This window comes from Butyrivibrio sp. LB2008, assembly GCF_000621565.1.
Taxonomy (GTDB): domain Bacteria; phylum Bacillota; class Clostridia; order Lachnospirales; family Lachnospiraceae; genus Butyrivibrio.
In genome coordinates, this window is sequence record NZ_KK211306.1 from 373954 (window position 1) to 394336 (window position 20383).

The window sequence follows — 20383 nt, forward strand, 5'->3', positions numbered from 1 at the left end:
AAGTGAATCTTAATATAACCTTAATTCAGCTCGTTTCTCTAATCCGCTTCATCAGCACATCATACTTCTTGTCATACCCGTACCTGTCTCCGTACAGCAAAGCCTTCATAAGGACAGAATGTGCCTCCCTGCCTCTCCTGCCGTAGCCGTTGCAAAGACCATTAACAAAGCTAAGACCACTACCTAAACCACAGCCCAATCCTCCGCCAAACAGAAGCCCGCAGCCGAGTCCGCGCCCTGCGGCGCTGTAATACTTTTTAAGATAATCAAAAATATCTTTATTGTCCTGATCGACGTTCACAACATATAAGCCGGCAAACGTCTCAAAGCTCATAAACCTCTCATCTTCCGCAGAATCTACGCCGCTCATGATTCCGACGTCATCACAGTTTCCGACGATCACGTTTGAACTGAGCACTGCCTCGTAGGCAAGGATATTTTCAAAAGAGCCGTTATCCTCATACCATCTCGGCACAGGAACTTTCACATCAGAATTCCTCAGAAGATTTATATAATGGCACTGCTCCCTGATATAGAGACTGTTGTACTTCTCCGAATTTGAATACCTCGTATTTGTAAACGTGCTGTAATACTTAAGCACATTCTCGGATTCCACGTGTCCGTCCCAGATTTTCATCAGGTCCGTTGTTCTTCCCATCTGGAACATATCAGGAATCGCTCCGACAAGCTTTCCGTCTGTCTTCCTGCCATCATACATATTTTTATTTACAAAAAGAACTCTCTCATCAAATATCCTGTACTCAGGATTATATGAATCCATTATCTTCTTCCAGTAATTATAAAAATCAAGAAGCGTCGCATTTTTAAACACATGACAGGAATCCATCTTAACAAGGTACCTTGTCTGCACCATCTTTATCGCCGTGCTGCCAAGAGCCTGCAACATATTTATTTCATTCAGGTCTTCATCCTTTGAATTATCAAGATGGACGCTCACCCTCGCACACTTTTTTTCCACAAAACAGATCTTGTCGCAAAGCTTTTTGATATGTGCAGGAACAACCTCATCCTCCCAGGTTCCAAGAATAATCTTTGCCCCCGGAAAAAATCTCTTTATAGAATAAAGACATGCTATAGTATTTAATTCCTCGGATATCTCTACCTTTCCCGTGACCATAAATGTCACATCTTCAGGCCTCACCGGATCCAAAGCATTTTCATATTTTTCAGCAACGCTCTTTTTATAATTTCGCGCAGCATTGCTCCATTTGAGAATGTTGTAATAATCGGGAATATCCTTAAGCCTCTTTTTGTAATTCCTTCGTAAAAGTGCCAGTTCTCTTTTTACAACAATATTATCCAGAGCGCCGTACTTCCTGCAGAGCTTCAGCCAGTACTCATAGCTTGTGTTGTATTTGTAAGCCGCAGAATTATTGATATACAAAGCTTTCGGAAGTACCACTTTACTTATGGAAAACTCAGCGCAAACGAAGTTATTGGCAACAAACCTCTCGTATTCCATGCGAAGCTCCGGTGAATCATCAGTCACACTCCTAAGCCCCACAAACTTAGATAGCATCGGATTGTAACTGTTCACATAGAAACTGTATGCAATATGCTGCTCCGGCATCAGATTACATCTGTACTCGCTCTTAAAATCTCTTTTGCCCACATCCTTATAAAGGTCTGCCGAAAAGAGCTTTCGAAGGTCGCAGGTAAGCCCCATATACCACCAGTTGGAAATGCCAAAGTTGGTCACACCGCTCTTTGAAGTAGAAAGAGCCTCAACCATGATCCTACGTGATACAACAGACTGCGTCGTGACATATTTGGATACCCTGTTATAAATATCGAGGAAGTCTGCACCGGTGAGCATCATATCACTTCGCATCACAATGCAGTACTTCATAGAACACGCTTCAGCCCCTGCGCGGCAGCTTACAAGTTCCCGATTTACATTATTCTTTTGCTCATGTGGATATTTCCTGATAAATCCGCAGTATCCCGGATCTTTACTCTTCACAACAATATCAGCGTCAAGATTATCTGCATTCTCCCCGTCAAATGTCGACAAAATAACCTGCGCCCCCGGAAGATACTTTCTGATACTTCTTATCGTTTCATTTGTCGTCTCTTTTATCTCGCCATGGACAACAACGCCTATATCCCCGGCATCTATGATCTCGCTGTAATAGCTTGATGCATATTCTTTATCAAATTTTCTTTTCCCAAAACTCTTAAAGGCACCGGAAACTCCGGTAACAAAAGGCTTATAAAGTGCCCTTATCTCTTTGGGCAAAAGTTTCTTTATCCTTTTACAGATTACTTCCCTCATGACAAAAGGCGGTATATCCAGCAGATTTTTGAGCTCAACCTTCAGAAGATAGCGAAGATATCCCCCGGCATCTCCGCAGCAGTAAAAGCCGTAGATTCTCTCCCAATCCTCATGCGTATAGCAATTCTGAGGCGCAGCCTCTTTCCTGTAGATACTGCCATCAAGCGTCTTAAGACCTATATCGTCATTACTAAGTATTATGAGATTTGCGGCAAATGTAGCCTCACTTCGCTCTATATCTGCCCTGCCGTATTTCTCAAGATCTTCCGGCGGCTCAAAGCCAATTGCCTTTTTAAGAAAGCTTATCCAAAGATAAGCCTCCGCGTCATATCTGTATGTTGACAAGGAAACATCCGGATAATGCTTCCACATCATATATTCTTCATCTTCTTTGGAAAATAAGGGAACGTCAAAAAGCCTTACCAGGTCCTTTGTATATCCGAAAAAGAAAATGTCCGAAGGATGGTAAGCTCTTTTCATATCTGAAAAAATGTACCGCGGATTTCTCGAATAGAGCTCACAGCAAATAACCTTGTGCTCAAAAATCTTGTATTCGGTACATTCTCTGTTATATATATTAAAATATTCTTTGAATCCGTCGCCGCTCAGATAAAAATCTGTGCGCAGCTTCATCGCATACGCGGTCTTCGTTTGCAAAAGACCTTTATAAGTCGAAACTATCTGTCTGTTAATATTGTTTTTTGGCGAAAACGGAACATTTAATTCATCAAACCCGCCCGGATCTTCGCAAAAAACAACTTCATCATATTCAAGCCCCTCTACATCAGTTCCTTCCCATGTAGATAATATAATAAACGCTCCGGGAAGCTCTTTTCTTATACTCTTAAGACATATAGGTGTTTTTTCCCTGTCTACTGCCCCCTGAACAACAACTGTAATCTCCTTATTATCAATCAGTCCCATGTTTCTTCCCAATCATTGGTCACCTCAAAAGAAATCTGTACACAGATCAAGCTGCATGAAAGCGCTCATACCTTCCGAGCCCCCAAATCCATGCACGTCTGCCCCAACATTGCAGAAGCTGATCCGCATTCCGTCATTAATCATCTCGTTATAAACAGGAGCAACGCAAAACTCATTATTATCCCTGATATCCTTTGCGATCATCCTGTATGCATATTTCACGAAGTCTGAACCTCTCTTAAAATTATAGATTCCAACAATCGCTTCGTTTGACATATCCTCTTTTTCCCTGACAAGCGTCACCTGTCCGTTCTCATCGTATTTGACATAACTCCACTTAGGCTGAGTAGCCGGCGTTGTCATAATAAGTCCGTCATAGTCCCCCATCTCGTCAAGGTATGCATCTATATTGGTATCGACAACCTGATCACCGCTTGCGATCATCAGCTCATCATCATTATCTATAAATTCTTCAGCAAGAAGTACTGCCAAAGCATCCCCTTCCGTAGCTGCATCCGTAACTACGATTTCACAATCAGGAGCGATTTCTCTGAGAATACTGTCAAGTTCGAAACGTTCTATGTGATCTTCCCGGCAGACAAATATAAGTCTGTGTTCGCATTTGGGTCTGATATTTTGGGTCACATATTCGATCATCGGATGACCGAATATATCGGTAAGTGGCCTGGGTGTCTCATAAAGAGACTCTGTAAGTCTGTTCCCGCCACCTGCCATGGGAATTACAATATTAAGCATTACTTCTTCCTTCGCTGAGATTAACACATCTCCGATGCTGCATCTCTGTAAACCTTTTTAATACGCCTGCTGCTGTCCTCCCAGGTATTACCCGAAGCTACCGCTTCTACCGGGTCGTCCACAAGCCTGCAAATGCCCTCATAGATGTCTTCTTCATCGTAAGGGTCAAAATATATTGCTCTGTTGCCGAGAACTTCATGTGTATGCGGCAGATCTGCCGCCGCTACGGGAGTTCCGCAATTAAGCGCTTCAAGAGGAGATATTCCCGCTCCTTCAACAAATGAAGGGCAAATGAAACCTTCCGACTCATTTACCATTGCCGCAAGATCAAGTCTGTCCCTGCAACCGGTGAAAAGAATCTCATCTTCATATTCCTCTATCTCATCGTACATGTCATCATACAAACTGCTCTTTCCTACGATCACAAGCTTGATGTTTGTGTCCCATCTTTCTTTGTACATAATATACGCATTTATGAGACGTGAAAGATTTCTGTCCGACTGACTGTCCCCGACACAAAGTATAAACGGTGAATAACCAAGATCATACTTTCCCCTAACGTCAAGATCGTCAAGTTCATCATCATCCATCCTTCTGAAATCCGATGCTACCGCATTTGAAACAACCTCAATCTTCTTCTGCGATACATCATATGTATTGGCTATATCGCGTCTGCTAAGATTGGATATTGTAATAACTCTGTCCGCGTGCTTTGCGCAAAACGGGATCAAAAGTTTATTTTTAAAATACTCAACCTTATTTCCGTTATTCTTTTCATGTTCAAAAGAAATATCATTTATTGTACATACCACCGGGCATGGACTGTTAAACGGTACATAATGCAGAGTGTGGATAACATCCAGATCGTATTTATAACAAAACTTTGTCAATTCAAAAATGTTTCTTGTAAAAGAATTACTACTCTTAAAAAAGACTAATTTAAATTTTCCTTTATATCTCGATACATCTGCATCCCTATCTACAAATAGATAATAAACATCCCCCTTGTCAGGTTTGAGAGCATCTAAAATACCCCTGTAAAAACTCTCATCCTCGCTCGTGCCTCCGAGCATATGTGCATCTATTCCTACTTTCATTTAAATCACCTTTATCAGATTTTTTTATTTATATAAGAAATCCCCTAATCTCTTATATGACTTGGCAAGATCCGCACCGTAAGCTTTGTATGTGGTATTGAGCTTATACAATTAGTTCTCAAATGTCTTTTGCGTCACAGGCTATCCTTTTCGGTAAGTTTCGGATTTTTTCAAAATCTCTCCTTACGGTGCGAAACACTTCTGCTTGCCCAGTCGTGTCCGTCGAGGTAAAAAAACTCGTTCCCCCAAGTTTTCTCTCTATATTTGAAATACCACATTACAAGTGCAAAAATTCTCTCTTTCCCATGTGAAGCACTCTGATACTCTCTCTTTATAAGCTATCTTTCTTAATGATTGTGTAACCTTTAATAAAATTCGTACACCTGTGAGCTGCTATATGCAAATATTCTGTTTTTGTTGTGTTTTGTTGTTGTCTATAATCAGATTATATACGATATACTTCACATTTGCAACATTTGTTTTAACGTTTATGCACTTTTAGCTCAATTTCCGTCTCATTCAGTCACATAAAAAACCCGAGAAAGCGCTAACTCTCTCGGGTTTAGATCTAAAAGCAAATGTTAACGAACTTCTTTTAATCCAGAACCGCCCTTGCTATTTCCGCCTGAAACTTTAATGGTACCAATCTTATTGGCACGAATGTTGGTATTAAAGCAATCAGGATTAGCAAAACGAATACCTGTCTTTACAGAAGCATCTTCTGTATTTCTCTTATTTCTGATTCTTACATAAACTTCCCAGTTACCGGCTTCAATATCCGAAGGAACAGAGAATGTCCACTTATAATCCTTGGTTGCAAGAGACTTAAGATCGTTTGCATTGAATGAATCAACACTTGCTACATATGTCTTGTCACCCTTCTTAAGGATTACTTCTGTGTATTTCTTTGTAAGGAAGTTACCGAATCCGACATTCTTCATTGAACCGCTCATTGTGAATGTGCCGTCCTTGCTTACCTCTGAAGAAAGCTTTGATTCTTTTACAAGGATTCTGTATCCCATGTGGTCACGCATGAACTTTCTGTATGAATGATCAATATAAGGTGTAACATCTGATGCATCAAGCCCCTTAACAAGATCGGACTTTGATACGTCTACATGATTAAGCTCTTTGATAAGAACCTCATCCTCACTGTTAATATTGTGAAGATATGAAAGGTGTGTTCTGTAAAGCTCTGACATGAAGTTCTTGCCATTGTAGATTGGTGAACCATGAGACTTCAAAGTATCAAGATCTACATAAGCACACTCACCGCCGTAAGGAACTTCCGAAAGCTTCTCAAGCATATCAATACCCTTATCACGTGTGATATAAGGCCATTCATTCTCATCACCGAATGTTCCGTAATCGGTAGATGTTCCGAGATATCCGTCATTATACATTCCAAGTCTTGAATTGAGCTTCAATGTACCGTTTGCAACTGCCTGATTGAATCCTTCAGCGTTGTTTGCATATCCGTAATATCCCATGAGATGCTTAGGTGCTCTTACAAGAACTTTAATATCAGGATCGAGCTTGTTAAGCCATCTGTCGATTATGGCATTTGAGAACTGAGGATCGTAATCGTTACATTCATCAATATCATACATGGATGAATGCATCTCACCCCAAGGTCCGAACATTCCACACTCAACCGCAAGTACAACATCTTTATTCTTATTTATAACTTCGCTGAGCTGTTTGATATGCTGGCGAATAAGCTCTGTATTGTGATATACAGTGGAATCTCCGTCAAGAAGAAGTCCCGGCTCATTTCCTACTGTTCTGTCACTTGAATATGAGAATCTAAGCACAAGTGATGTTCCGTTCTTTCTCGCATTTGAAAGTGTCTGCTCAAATGCTTTAAGGAAGTTCGGATGTTCTGTCAGGTTCTTATTTCCTCCGCATCCGTTTGAATTATCATATCCATCCTTAGTAAAACTGTTTCCGCTAGAGAAATATCTGAGGTCGTACATGATACTGTACATTCCTCCCTTAGGGTTAAGTACGGGACATGAAGATCCGTCTACCTTTACCCATGTATAAGGACATCTTCCTCTCTCAATATTGTCTGCAAGTTCATCTCCTTTATCTTCAAGGCGAATTGTAGATCCCAAAGATTCAGCTTTAATATCCAATGATCCTGCCTCGATTGTTGCACAGAACATTCCGAAGGCAAGAACCAAACTTAATAATCTTGTTCGTTTCTTAATCATATTTTTCCCCTTTATATTTTAAATAATAAATCTACTATTCCATCATATGAATGAATTATATCTGACGCCGAAAATAATTGCAACAAACACTTTAACAAACATTTTCACATTTTTTAATGTGTTTGGAAAATATTTTTTCCGCACAACTATCGCGTTTTATCTAATACTACATCGTTTAAGTAAAAAAAATTTATATTGTTTTTACTCAAATATGGTGCAAAATATTGTCGCATCTGTTATGATGTATATATAATGTTACATGTTTGTTACGTTTATACTTCTATAAAATTTAAGAAAACGCCATAAAAGGAGGGGTTGCAATGAAATCAGTAAGTGAAGTATATAATAATAATTTTGGAATCCGTCTTTCCAAATTAAGAATGCAAAAGGGAGTTTCGGCTCGTGACATGAGCCTTTCTATAGGACAGAACGCCGGTTACATCAATTGTATAGAAAATGGCAGATCACTTCCTTCAATGAAAAATTTCTTCTTGATCTGCGATTACCTTGGTATCACACCAAACGATTATTTCAACTACCAGACTTCTTTTCCTAAGAAGCTGAGCAGTGCTGTAGATAATCTTTGCCATCTTGATGATGACAAATTATCTCACATCTCATCTGTAATCGAGTATATGGTAGCTAATTAAGTCACTCCAAATATAACGCTTTTTGGAGGATTATGGGGATAGAAAAGGTCTGCGTGTTATGCGCAGACCTTTTCGAATTTAATCATTTAATCAATTCACATTTCCAGATGTCTCTGTTATACTCTTCTATCGTCCTGTCAGATGAGAAGAAACCTGACTTTGCAATATTTACAAGCATCATCTGTCTCCATCTGTCTCTATCTTCATATGCTTCGAATATCTCATCTTTTTTCTCGATATAGCTCTCAAGATCAAGAAGCGTCATGAACCAGTCTTTGTTTAAAAGCTCATTGTAAAGTCTCTCAAGGTTCTCTTTATGTCCGACCTTCAAACACTTTTTGCTTATGATAAAATCAACCGCCTCTTTTATGACAGGGCTCTTATCGTAATAATCCTTTGATACATAATCAGCTTTTTTGTAATGCTTGATAACTTCATCCGCGCTCGCACCGAAGATAAATATATTGTCATCTCCGACAAGTTCGTGAATCTCTACATTTGCTCCGTCATCCGTTCCAAGAGTCACGGCTCCGTTAAGCATAAACTTCATATTGCCGGTTCCCGAAGCCTCTTTGGAAGCAAGTGATATCTGCTCAGAAACATCACAGGCAGGAATAAGCTTCTCGGCGTATGACACGTTGTAATTCTGTGTCATAACGACTTTCATGTACTTATTTACATCCTTATCGTTGTTTATTATCTCCTGAAGAACAAGGATCAGATGTATTATATCTTTTGCAATAACATAAGCAGGCGCAGCCTTTGCTCCAAATATAAATGTTATAGGTCTCTTCGGCTTCTTTCCGCCCTTTATTTCCAAATACTTATGTATTATGTAAAGAGCATTCATCTGCTGCCTCTTGTACTCATGAAGCCTCTTTACCTGAATATCAAAAATAGAATCAGGATTGATCTCAATATTCTCATGCTCTTTGATATACTCGGCAAGCTCTGTCTTCTTAAGCCTCTTGATTTCTTCAAGCTTTTCAAGAGTAATCTGATCATCCTTGTATTCAAGGAGTTTCTCAAGTTTGGTTGCATCTTTCTTGTAACCGTCTCCGACAACATCCGACAAAAAATCTGCCAAAGGGTGATTACATGAAAACAGCCATCTTCTGAAAGTAATTCCGTTAGTCTTATTATTGAACTTATCGGGATATATCTTATAAAAATCTTTGAGCTCACTGTTTTTGAGTATCTCGGTATGAATTGCCGCCACTCCGTTCACTGAGAATCCGTAATGGATATCAATGAATGCCATGTGAACTTTCTTTTCCTTGTCAATGATCTGAACCTTAGAGCTCTTGTACTTAGCTCTCACTCTCTTATCAAGCTCCTTGATGTAAGGAACAAGCTGAGGAACTACTTTCTCAAGATACTCAAGAGGCCATGTCTCAAGTGCCTCTGCAAGAATTGTGTGGTTTGTATAAGCGCATGTTTTGCTGACAACGCTTATTGCCTCATCCATGTTAAAAGCTTTTTCCTCAACAAGAATTCTCACAAGTTCGGGAATGATCATTGTAGGATGTGTATCATTAATCTGTATGACCGCATGATTATGAAGTTCGTGAAGGTCATACTGACGCTCTTTCTGCTCTCTCAAGATAAGATGCGCGGCATTTGATACCAGGAAATACTCCTGATAAATCCTAAGAAGATTTCCCGCCTGGTCCGAATCATCCGGATAGAGGAAAAGAGTCAGATTATTCTTAGTCTTGGTCTTATCGAAATTTATACCCTCTTTGACAAGACTCTCATCAACGGATTCTATATCAAAAAGTCTGAGTTTATTTACACCGGATCTGTATCCGACAATATTCATGTTATAAAGGCGTGATACCACTTTCTTTTTGCCAAAAAAGATCTCAAATGTTGTATCTGTCTTCTCAAGCCAGCTGTTCTTTTCAATCCAGTCATTCTTCTCTTCTACCTGCAGATTGTCTTTAAAAACCTGCTTAAAAAGACCGAAATGATAATTAAGGCCTATTCCCTCTCCGGCAAGTCCGAGAGTCGTTATCGAGTCAAGGAAACATGCAGCAAGCCTTCCAAGTCCTCCGTTTCCAAGAGACGGTTCAGGCTCATACTCCTCGATTTTCGCAAGATCCTTGCCATTTTTCGCCATTATGTCTTTTATTCTGTCATATACACGTAAATTGATAAGATTGTTGGAAAGAAGCTTTCCAATCAAAAATTCCATAGATATGTAATATACTTTTTTCTCGCCGTTGCATAACTCAGTTACATCCATGAGACGGCCGGTCATCTCCAAAAGTACATAATAAGCTTCACGATCGGTGCAGTCTTTCAGCGACTTGCCAAATTGGTCTTTTGCAATCCCCTCAAGCTGCTCTTCAAGATTAAGAATCAGTACATCTCGCTGCATATTGGTATGCTTAGACATATTGTTATCTCCTTATCATATATATTCGTTACTTGTTTTCCTGTGAAGTTTTTACCCTTATATATTACCCCTATTAAACAAATAAGGCTACCGGCGTTAAAAAACCGATAGCCTTCATTGATTCCATATGTTATTTAACGATCAATGGCTTTTGATCCCTTATGTCTCTTAATTCTGATGCCACTGCCGCCCTTAATGGTTTCTTTTACATAAGAGTTTACGATAGCAAGATAGCTTGTTCTGTTATCTCTTGTATAGCTGTCTTCAAATGCCGCAAATTCTTCATCCTCATAAACCAAAGCAACTGCCTTGCCTTCAATAGTCTTCATGATGATCGTTTCCGTAGAACCTGCCCATACATATGTATAGTCATAATCTTCAGTATCGAGGAAGTTCTGCATATCTTTTGTTATTCCATCGATTGCATCGTCTATGCTCATAATAGTAGGCGCAAGCTCTGCATTTGCAGAAGGAACGGTAAGAGCATCAACCTCAGCTTCAAGAACAGAGTCAAGTTTCTCTTCTGTCTTCTTAGCCACAGGTTGTACTACAGGCTGAATAACAGGCTCTGCAACAGGCTGTACCACAGGCTGGGCAATAGGCTTAGCAACCGGTTCAGGTCTTACATTCTTTACTTCTTCGAAAACAGGTGCTTCTTCAAATGCAAGTCTGTCTTCCTCTTCCGCTGCGGAGATCATTGCATCCATATCAAGTACATTTGACTTTCTCTCAGATGATGCAAATGTATCCTCTGTACTTCTTATCTTATCTGTAGTGCGATTCTCTACATCGGTATTAACAGAAAGAGATTCAAATGCATCTTCCTGTCTCTCACTTCTGAACGCATCGCCAAGTCTCTCAGATCTAAATGCATCATTGCGCATTCCGGATCTCAATGTATCTTCGCGTCTGTCATTTCTGAATGTATCTCTGTCATTTCTGAATGTATCTCTGTCATTGTCGTTGCTGACAGAAAGTGATTCAAATGAATCATTAGGTCTCTCGGAACTCAATGTATCCATGCCAAGGGAATCTGTACGAGCCGCAGAAACCTTGATAGGATAATCGGATCTGAATGCATGATCGTCTTCCTCAGATCTTATAGCATCTCTGTTGGCTCTTGCACGTGTAGTGTATGCCTTAGGCTCACGATCGGGCTCCTCTGACTTCATTACATCACTGAATCTTCTGCCTTCTCTAGATTCGGGAACTCTGGATTCAAAGCCGAAATCATCATTCTTTAATGCATCGCTGAATTTCTCTGTTGGTCTCTTAGCCGCAAAAGGCTTAACTGTGTAGTCAGCCCCTGACTCTTCTGCCTTGATGGCATCTTCATATACTCTGTCAGGTCTTGCCGCAGAAGGCTTAACTGTGTAATCAAATTCTTCTACATTTATCTTATCGTCACGTCTTCTGTCGATTCTTGTGCTTGTGGCAGAAGGAGCTGAAGGCTCGGGTGCTCTGTCAAACTCTTCAACTCTTATCTCATCGTCAAATCTTCTTCCGACTCTGGGCTCCGAAGGTCTTGCAGGTCTGTCGAACTCTTCAATCTTGATCTCATCATTGATATTTCTCTCAGGTCTTGCTTCCGCACGTTCCGCACGTATAGGAGCTCTGTCAAACTCTTCAATCTTTATTTCATCATCAAAGCCGCTTGAATCAATAGGATTCTCATCAAAATCAAAATCATCCTCGTCATCAAAAGCTTCTTTTTCTGTATGTTCAATAGAAGTCTCAACTTTAAAGTCGGGCTTCCCATCTCTGATCATATTATTATCTGCCCTGTCACTTCTTCCGGCAGCGGGATTTGCGATATCCTTGGGCGCTTCTTCTTTCATTTTCTCTTTAGCAGCTTTTTCCTTAGCAAGGAATTCGCCTATATAATCAGGCATCTCTCCGCCGTTGTCTTCTTCGGCCTCTTCAAGTTCACTGCTATCAATGGGAATATCAAATACATTTTCCGGCATTTCTGCTTTTATTGATGCCATCATTGCATCAATATCAGATAAATTTACATCATCCAAAGGTGTTTCAAAGCTTCCATCCATATTCTTCACAGGCTTATCCTCTACAAACTTGTCATTTGTTGACATATTTGACATTGCTTTGCTTATATTAACAATTTCTGCCCCCTCAGAACGGTTTTCTGTTCTCTCCCCCGGAAATTCGGCAAAAATATCTGATGTTCTCATTGAAGTCCCTCCTTGGGAAGATTCATTTTTATTTTCTGAAGACGGATAATCTTCTATAAAATCATCTTCATCTTCCATGTTTGCAAGAAGGTCATCAACAAAAACCGTTGACATTTCCTGTCCGTTTAAATAGTCCTTATTTCTCATGCCTTCCATGTCTCGTCTCCTTTCGAGCGTCATATATCAAACGATATTTCCCCCGTTTAAATATATTATCATTTATTTCTGTTAGATTTTACAGTAAATTTTCTATAAATTCTTGCTTATCTGGCATAAATTCTTGCTTATCTGGCACTCATTCAAGAAAGTCTACCGCAAAACCTTCCCCATAACAGCATATTACGTATAAATTAATTGTGCAACAACAAAACATTAACATTCTAACATGACCTTCCATATAAATCAATGTTAAAACGTTAATGTCTTGTTTTATGGGCTTTTCAGCCCTCATTATTAAATTAAAAACACTGTTTATAATGCTTCTTTAACAACAAGATGTCTCGGAAGACCACCGGCCATTATAGGTGTTACTTCACCAAAAATGAGCGGGCGTGCATATTTTTCAAACTGATCAGTAAGTCCGCAGCCATCGGGAGTTATCCACTCATTCGGAACCATTTTCTCATAATTTGCTATGGAATGAATGTCATATGTTCCGTAAGTGCACATATACGGGCACTCACTGCTCCAGCCGTTGTCGTTACCGCCTGTCTGGTACATCATTCTCTTCATTATTATCATCTTACCGGTCTCGCCCGCATTTGCCGCATTGACTGCTTCAAATCCGCACTGATATGCTTCTCTTACATCGGTAAGTGATGCCATATGTGATGCGGCTCTCTGAAGCGTACTAAGCTCAACGGTTCTTGTTCTGAGCCCAAGTTCCGATGAAAGCTTATCCGCAAGCACTTTACAAGCTGCACTCATCTGTTTATGTCCGAATGCATCCGTTGCAACATCTCCGCCAAGCTCGCATACATAAGTTCCGTCAGCAAGCTTTATTCCCTCAGAAATGGCAATAAGGATCGGTTTCTTCTTATCAGACAGTTCTTTCATATGTTTCATGAAAGCATCCATGTCAAACGGCTTTTCCGGAAGATAGATAGCATCCGGTCCCGTACAGTCATCAGCCTTTGAAAGAGCTGCCGAAGCTGCAAGCCATCCCGCGTTTCGGCCCATGATCTCAACGATCACCGTGGCGGGATTTCTTGTATCTGCTGCCTGGTTATCACGAATAAGCTCTTTTACACTTGTCGCGATATACTTTGCCGCCGATCCGAATCCCGGGCAGTGGTCCGTCACGGGAAGATCGTTATCGATTGTCTTCGGAATACCTATAAAGCGCTGAGTCTTACCATGATCTTTGGCATAATCAGACAACTGCATTATAGTGTCCATTGAGTCATTTCCGCCAACATAGAACAGCTTGTCTATATTGTTTTTTTCAAGAACATCAAAGATTTTCTTATAATCTGTATCATCTTTTGAAGCATCTGCCAACTTGTATCTGCATGTTCCAAGTACAGATGCGGGTGTTCTTTTAAGCAGTTCAACATTTGTCGGATCCGAAAGATACTTATCCAGATCGATAATGTTCCCGTTTACAAGGCCTTCGATACCATGTAACATTCCAAAAACTTTCTGTGCCCCAAGTTCTTTTGCCCGAACGTAAGCCCCTGCCACAGACGCGTTGATCGCAGCCGTAGGCCCGCCGGATTGTCCGATTATGACGTTGTTCATGAGTCCCTCCCAACTTAAATTATATTCTTAATAAATCTATAAGAGCTTAAAGCCAAAAACACTTAAATCAAGCACTTTCGGCCTCATGCGCCTATATCATATATGATACTCATAAAACTGCAAAAAGAACAAGCCTTGACTTTTTATCGCCTTTCTTTAGCTACCATTCCCAAGAATATAAAGAACATCGGTGTTGCACACACCATTGAAAAATTACCCAATGAATAAACCATATATGAAAGAGCAGCCACAAAAGCTATCTCTCTGTCTTTTTTCCCCACTCCAACCTGAATGTAACGCTCTACAACGCGGTAAATCATATACAGATAAGCCGCCAGACCAAGAAGTCCGGTACATATCAGGTAGTCCAGATACTCGCTGTGAGCGGAAGTAAGCGCAAGGTCATTAAAACGCGCCTGAAATTCCGCTGCGGCATCAGGTCTCTGCGCAAAATAATCGTTAAGCGCATACATAAATCTGTTGGGGCCGACACCGATCAGCTTCTCATCAAAAGGAAGACTTCCGTAAAGGTCAAAAGAAAGCCTCCAGATATACCCTCTTCCGTTGGCGAAATTGGGATTTCTTGCAGCCACCAATACAAATATTACATACAGCAGCACAACTCCGCCTATGACCAACGGAACCTGTTTGGCAGTTATCAGTTTCTTGTCCGGCTTTAATTTTCTTTTTAGCACGAATAAAAAAGCAACGGCTGAGGCCACCCATATCATTGCTGTTCCGCACATTAACATGGCAAATTCAATAATACCCACATATATTCCATAGAGAGTTCTCTCCACCATGTCTTTAGTAGTAAAGAGCATATATATCGCAATAGGTATGATGACAGACATGTACTCACAGTACCAGCCGTAGTTACCGAATGTTGAAACATACAGACTGTGTCCGGCTTCTCCTGCGCCATCCTGCATCTTAAGTGGATCGGCTCCCATTCTGTTGATAATGGCAAGTATAGTCGGGATTGCCGATGATGCAACAATAGTGTGAATTATCCACTTACTGTATACAAAATATCTTGAAACATAGAAAAATGATAAGATCATAAGGCCTAAAGCCAATGCGCCCATTCCAAAACCGGGCACGCCGTAGATAGATTCTTTTAAAGAGTTTGACAGAACTGCCGATACCAAGATCACCCCACCAAATATCAGCATAGAAATGTCGGTTTTAGAAAGTCTCTTCTTACGAACGTTTTCTTCATCTCTCTTTTTTACATCATCTATCACAGATGTAATAACATAGGAAACAAGGCCAATCCCGCACAAAAACAAAAAAGCATCCGTCTTGTGTACACTTATATTGTCATAGGATCCCCTGTTATAGATCGGTATTATAAAAAATACCGCAAGCACATAAAACAGTGCGATGTAATTTTTATACTTCTTCATACTTAACCCCAATAAATCATATTTTTCCCCATCATATAGAAAATCAGAGTTGCTCTGCAACTCTGTCGCGCCGATGTGTGCAATCTTACAGATTGCATTTTCATCTGCACATTGGTCGCATCCATAGCGGAGCGTTTTTTTTGATAGGATTTTCCTATCAAAAAAAGGGTTCCGCTTCATGTTTTTTGAGGCGGAACCCAACATTTAGCTCAATATATAGTTTTACACAACTATCATCGCTTTACAACCGTATATTAACGTTCAACAGTATAAAAACAATGAATATAAAAAATTTGCGCATTCATTCCCATCCTGTTATCTGGATGTAAGAGTAGAAGCACTATCTGAAGCTTTGTCAGATGTTTTGCTTGTTGTCTTGTCTGTTGAAGAGCCTGTTGATGCGCTGTCAGATGCCTTATCCGATGTCTTGTCGGATGCTCCTGTCGAAGCACTGTTTGATGTGCCTGTCGACTTATCTGCTGATGCGTTGTTTGTCGAACTCTTTGAAACAGTATCAGAAGCACCTGTTGATTTATCGGTAGCTGCACTGTCAGATGCTTTGTTCGCATTTGCATTTCCTGCACCTGCAGATGCATTATCTGCTGCAGCATCGGAAGCCTGTACAGGTGTACTACCTGCAGCGCTCTTTACAACCGCATACATTACATTGGGTGATGTAGCTTTTTCTACATTTACAGTTACTACGCTCGGATTTGTACTTGTATTATTGTAAATCTTGTATGCTCCGCCTGCGTATATAGCAACTACAGAATATTCCATTCCTGCAGTCTGGAAAGAAGCGGGAATTCCAACACTGATTGTGCCTGCCGATGCATCGGTACTATCGGTAAACTTACCGCCTGCCATCTTTCCGTAATAAACATTTATGCAAGGACCAACAGCTCCGCCATACGATGCGGCAACATTGTTTGCAACCGCAACTGCAGCTGCACTCTTCTTAATGTCTGTATCAGCAACCTTTACAAAAGAACCTGTTCCGGGAGCAGAAGGTGTAAGTGCCACGCCCTGAACTTTCTTTGCAAAATAATAACCGTCAACTGCGGATTTAACGCCTGCAACAGTCTTATTTGCAGGAGCTGTTGCCTCTTTGATCATATTTTCAACTTCTTCCTGAACCTTCTTCTGTCTTGCTTCTTCAGCACGCTCTTCCTCACTCGGTCCGTCTTTCTCTTCTCCGGAAACTGCAGCAACAGCCTTTGTAACAGGTGTCATAACGATAGCACCCATAAGTCCTGCAACCAAAACATACTTTAAAAGCTTTTTAAAACCCATTGTACATTCCTCCTTCATTTGCGAAAAAATAAAAATCCAAAATAGAAATGCCTATATTTTAGATATTAATTCTCGAAAAAATATTTTTCAATTATTCAGAAAGAGTCTTTATAATGAATTTATATGAAGCTTTTAAAATTTATATTGTGTTTATAAAAAGTTTATTATATGTCAGTTTTCGCGTTTATTCACATTCTTTCTTTTTAATATCTCATATCCAAGTAATGCCATGATTTGGCATATTGCAGCCGCGTTGCCTACAACCTTGTTATCCGCGTGATTTGCGACAATGAATACTACTGCGCAGACTGCTACAAAAATCTTGTATACTTTTCCCATTTTACTCCTCCTGTTTTGGATGTCTTGTTGTTTTTTGGTGTCTATATGTCTTTGGGTGTCTCGTTGTTTTTTGGTTTCTATCTGTCTTTGGGTGTCTCTCTACCGTTAAATATCTCTCTGTCTTTAGGTATCTCTCTAGCTATAGGTATCTCTCTAGCTTTAGGTATCTCTCTGTCTTTAGATCTCTCTATCTATTATCAGGGCGCTTGACACATACTGACGCTTTCTTCTTTTGAAGTCATGGCAATGTATCTAGTGCTGCTGTCATCAAATAACTCGACTTTTTACGCAGAATAAATTGTTATTTTGTGAGACGAAGGAATGAGTCGTACCGAGCGGTACGACGATTGTCGACAACGAAACAAATAACTATTTAGGCAAGTAATAAAGTCGACTTATTTGGTGACAGTAGCACTAGGCTCTTGACTCATATATGCTTTTCCGCTTCTGCAGTCATAGCAATGTGCCTCGGCTCTTGACTCATATCTGCTTTTCTGCTTCTGCGGTCATGGCGATGTACCTCAGCTCCGCTCTCACCATACTGCTTTATAATCCCAGTAGGCTCTTTTGACCTCCCTCTACGTTACTCATGCTCAATTACAAACTTTATACCCGTAAAATGCATCTCGAATTCACCTATTTCTACATGCACAAATCGATTTCCAGGATTTCATGACCGTAATGACACTCCTATATTCACTTATTCCTACGTGCACAAATCGATTTCCAGGATTCCATGACCGTAATGACACTCCTACATTCACCTATTTTTACGTGTACAAATCGATTTCTCGGATTCCATAACCGTAATACTACTCCTATATTCACTTATTTCTACGTACACAAATCGATTTCCAGGATTCCATGACCGTAATGGCACTCCTATATTCACTTATTCCTACGTGCACAAATCGATTTCCAGGATTTCATGACCGTAATGACACTCCTATATTGACCTATTTCTACGTGTACAAATCGATTTCCAGGATTCCATGACCGTAATACTACTCCTGCATTGAAATGCGAAGCCTCATGTAGTCCTCGTGTAGTCTGTGTCCCCCCTCACCATAACTGTGTTTCACCATGATTTCCACAATAATAGTATATCTCATCCCCTTACAACTTAGAACACTACTTTAGCGAATAGCGCTTCTCCTTAGTAAACAACATGGAAATGCCCTCAGACATGTGCTAATCTAGTGTTTGAAGTCATTCGGGTAAAAAAGCTAAGCAAAGAAACTCCTAATCCGATGTTTCCGTCCAATATTTACTTACAACCAACGAATCAAATTGCAGATGACAACTCCGCCTATCAGGCGCATTGCCACGACAACTTATACATCATAAGGAGAACAAACTTTGGAACAGATTCTGATAGTTGAAGATGATATAACGCTCAACAGCGGTCTATGCCAGGCACTTAAGGATTCCGACAGACAACTTGTTTCCTGCGAATGCATCAGCGAAGCAAAAGAACAACTGGCTCTCGGCATGGTCACTCTCGCAATTCTTGATATAAATCTCCCTGACGGAAACGGACTAGATCTGTTAAAAGAGATCAAAAGAAATACTCCGGATATCCCTGTTATCATGCTTACCGCAAATGACACGGACAAAGACATTGTATCAGGGCTTGAGCAGGGCGCAGACGATTACATAACAAAGCCATTCTCTCTTGCCGTACTTCGCGCAAGAGTTAATACGCAGCTTCGCAAGGCACACACCGGAATAAACACCGAAAAATTTACCGAAGCTCCTTATGACTTTGATTATAAAAACATGCTCTTTTCATGCAACGATCAACCTGTAGAGCTTTCAAAGACAGAACAGAAACTCCTTCGAATCCTCACCGACAACGCCGGCATGACTGTCAAAAGAGATACTCTGATAGACAGACTCTGGACAGGAGATGCGGAATATGTCGATGAAAACGCTCTCTCCGTCACGATAAAAAGACTCAGAGACAAGCTCTCTGCACAGGATAAGATCAAAACAATATACGGAATCGGCTACAGTTGGGTAAAACAGAATGGATAATATAATTCTTATAATCGGTATCTTCTTGATTCTCGCAGCCTGCATTGGCGCGGTCACCGAAAGGCTTCGCTCCAGGAGAATACTTGATTCCATTGAAAAAATGCTTCATATGGCAATGAACGGCGAATTCTCCGTAGAAACCTTCGATGAAGGAAGGCTCTCAAAGCTTGAATCCGAGCTTGCAGCTTTTTTAAGCTCCTCTTCCATTTCCGCCAAAAACATAGAAAATGAGCGCGACAAGATAAAATCGCTAATCTCAGATATATCACACCAGACCAAGACTCCTATCGCAAATCTCATATTATACAGCGAGCTCTTGGAAAACAGCGAACTATCCGGCGTTGATCGCACAAATGCCGAAGCAATCCATGCGCAGGCAGAGAAGCTAAGATTCCTCATAGACAGCCTCGTCAAACTTTCAAGACTTGAAAACGGAATACTTGCATTGGAGTCACAGGAAACGCCTTTAATGCCACTACTTGAAGATATAGTCCGTCAGTTCAGGGAAAAAGCAGAAAAGAAAGGCCTTAAACTTGAGCTCAATAAAACGGATGCAAAAGCAGTCATCGACGCAAAGTGGACACATGAAGCCCTCGCCAATATTGTCGACAATGCCATAAAATACACAGATAAAGGCAGCATCAAAATAAGCGTCACTCCCTACGAGATGTTCGTCCGCGTAGATATCAAAGACACCGGCATCGGCATTTCCGAAGAAGAACATCCCAAGATATTCAAGCGCTTCTACCGTGGAACTGAAGTTAAGCAAAAAGAAGGCGTCGGAATCGGACTCCACCTCGCACGTGAGATAATCTCGGAAGAAGGCGGATACATCAAGCTGTCTTCCGTTCCCTGCGAAGGTTCAACATTCTCTGTCTTCCTTCCGCAGAAGTATGACTTCTAAAAAGAAATTACAGAAATCCGCACCAGCTGTGGATTTCGTGAGAAAGTGATTCAAGAGTCAACACCACAATCTCAATTCTGTCAAAACTGTAATAATCAAGCACTCCCACAGAAAGATTCTGGAAAGAAT

General features: G+C 40.6%; 13 protein-coding genes. 3 read left to right on the plus strand and 10 right to left on the minus strand.

Going from position 1 to position 20383, the window contains the following annotated elements; translation table 11 throughout:
* Positions 1-25: 25 nt before the first annotated feature.
* The 4 genes from T356_RS20550 to T356_RS0114270 all read right to left on the minus strand — a co-directional run bounded on the left by T356_RS20550 (position 26) and on the right by T356_RS0114270 (position 7289).
* Positions 26-3220 carry a WavE lipopolysaccharide synthesis family protein gene (locus tag T356_RS20550; protein ID WP_051563457.1) on the minus strand — a complete coding sequence of 1065 codons (3195 nt, stop codon included), beginning with the start codon at positions 3218-3220 and terminating at the stop codon, positions 26-28.
* 24 nt (positions 3221-3244) lie between these two features.
* Positions 3245-3976: a glycosyltransferase family 2 protein gene (locus T356_RS0114260; protein ID WP_026515064.1), complete on the minus strand. Its 732-nt coding sequence runs from the start codon at positions 3974-3976 to the stop codon at positions 3245-3247.
* Positions 3977-3996: 20 nt separating this feature from the next.
* On the minus strand, positions 3997-5073 hold the full coding sequence (locus T356_RS0114265; RefSeq protein ID WP_026515065.1) for a glycosyltransferase family 4 protein: 1077 nt from the start codon (positions 5071-5073) through the stop codon (positions 3997-3999).
* A 581-nt stretch (positions 5074-5654) separates the two neighbouring features.
* Complete coding sequence (locus T356_RS0114270) at positions 5655-7289, minus strand: DUF4832 domain-containing protein (RefSeq protein ID WP_026515066.1); 1635 nt, start codon at positions 7287-7289, stop codon at positions 5655-5657.
* A 320-nt stretch (positions 7290-7609) separates the two neighbouring features.
* Here T356_RS0114270 and T356_RS0114275 point away from each other — a divergent pair, with 320 nt between their 5' ends.
* On the plus strand, positions 7610-7939 hold the full coding sequence (locus tag T356_RS0114275; protein ID WP_035781194.1) for a helix-turn-helix domain-containing protein: 330 nt from the start codon (positions 7610-7612) through the stop codon (positions 7937-7939).
* An 82-nt stretch (positions 7940-8021) separates the two neighbouring features.
* Here the strand turns inward: T356_RS0114275 and T356_RS0114280 are convergent, their stop codons facing one another.
* The 6 genes from T356_RS0114280 to T356_RS21175 form a co-directional block, all read right to left on the minus strand.
* Complete coding sequence (locus T356_RS0114280) at positions 8022-10340, minus strand: glycogen/starch/alpha-glucan phosphorylase (protein ID WP_081777865.1); 2319 nt, start codon at positions 10338-10340, stop codon at positions 8022-8024.
* Positions 10341-10474: 134 nt separating this feature from the next.
* A complete protein-coding gene (locus T356_RS0114285) occupies positions 10475-12688 on the minus strand; it encodes a PT domain-containing protein (protein ID WP_026515069.1) in 2214 nt (737 codons plus the stop codon).
* 315 nt (positions 12689-13003) lie between these two features.
* Complete coding sequence (locus T356_RS0114290; protein WP_026515070.1) at positions 13004-14272, minus strand: 6-phosphofructokinase; 1269 nt, start codon at positions 14270-14272, stop codon at positions 13004-13006.
* 143 nt (positions 14273-14415) lie between these two features.
* The gene (locus T356_RS0114295; RefSeq protein WP_026515071.1) at positions 14416-15681 is read right to left on the minus strand and encodes an O-antigen ligase family protein; all 1266 of its coding nucleotides are present in this window, start codon (positions 15679-15681) and stop codon (positions 14416-14418) included.
* A gap of 315 nt (positions 15682-15996) precedes the next feature.
* On the minus strand, positions 15997-16974 hold the full coding sequence (locus T356_RS0114300) for a hypothetical protein (protein ID WP_026515072.1): 978 nt from the start codon (positions 16972-16974) through the stop codon (positions 15997-15999).
* Between the two features lie 171 nt (positions 16975-17145).
* Entirely contained in the window at positions 17146-17313 is a 168-nt protein-coding gene (locus T356_RS21175; RefSeq protein ID WP_155839046.1) for a hypothetical protein, read from the minus strand.
* 1359 nt (positions 17314-18672) lie between these two features.
* Between T356_RS21175 and T356_RS0114310 the strand changes: the two genes are divergently transcribed.
* The gene (locus T356_RS0114310; RefSeq protein ID WP_026515073.1) at positions 18673-19350 is read left to right on the plus strand and encodes a response regulator transcription factor; all 678 of its coding nucleotides are present in this window, start codon (positions 18673-18675) and stop codon (positions 19348-19350) included.
* Positions 19343-20254 (plus strand): sensor histidine kinase, encoded by a 912-nt coding sequence (locus tag T356_RS0114315; RefSeq protein ID WP_026515074.1) that lies wholly within the window; start codon positions 19343-19345, stop codon positions 20252-20254. Before T356_RS0114310 ends, T356_RS0114315 begins: the two co-directional genes overlap by 8 nt.
* Positions 20255-20383: the final 129 nt, after the last annotated feature.

Excerpts from the sequence above, each read along its gene's own strand:
- T356_RS20550 (WP_051563457.1), bottom strand. The coding sequence starts at position 3,220 with ATGGGACTGATTGATAATAAGGAGATTACAGTTGTTGTTCAGGGGGCA.
- T356_RS0114260 (WP_026515064.1), bottom strand. The coding sequence starts at position 3,976 with ATGCTTAATATTGTAATTCCCATGGCAGGTGGCGGGAACAGACTTACA.
- T356_RS0114265 (WP_026515065.1), bottom strand. The coding sequence starts at position 5,073 with ATGAAAGTAGGAATAGATGCACATATGCTCGGAGGCACGAGCGAGGAT.
- T356_RS0114270 (WP_026515066.1), bottom strand. The coding sequence starts at position 7,289 with ATGATTAAGAAACGAACAAGATTATTAAGTTTGGTTCTTGCCTTCGGA.
- T356_RS0114275 (WP_035781194.1), top strand. The coding sequence starts at position 7,610 with ATGAAATCAGTAAGTGAAGTATATAATAATAATTTTGGAATCCGTCTT.
- T356_RS0114280 (WP_081777865.1), bottom strand. The coding sequence starts at position 10,340 with ATGTCTAAGCATACCAATATGCAGCGAGATGTACTGATTCTTAATCTT.
- T356_RS0114285 (WP_026515069.1), bottom strand. The coding sequence starts at position 12,688 with ATGGAAGGCATGAGAAATAAGGACTATTTAAACGGACAGGAAATGTCA.
- T356_RS0114290 (WP_026515070.1), bottom strand. The coding sequence starts at position 14,272 with ATGAACAACGTCATAATCGGACAATCCGGCGGGCCTACGGCTGCGATC.
- T356_RS0114295 (WP_026515071.1), bottom strand. The coding sequence starts at position 15,681 with ATGAAGAAGTATAAAAATTACATCGCACTGTTTTATGTGCTTGCGGTA.
- T356_RS0114300 (WP_026515072.1), bottom strand. The coding sequence starts at position 16,974 with ATGGGTTTTAAAAAGCTTTTAAAGTATGTTTTGGTTGCAGGACTTATG.
- T356_RS21175 (WP_155839046.1), bottom strand. The coding sequence starts at position 17,313 with ATGGGAAAAGTATACAAGATTTTTGTAGCAGTCTGCGCAGTAGTATTC.
- T356_RS0114315 (WP_026515074.1), top strand. The coding sequence starts at position 19,343 with ATGGATAATATAATTCTTATAATCGGTATCTTCTTGATTCTCGCAGCC.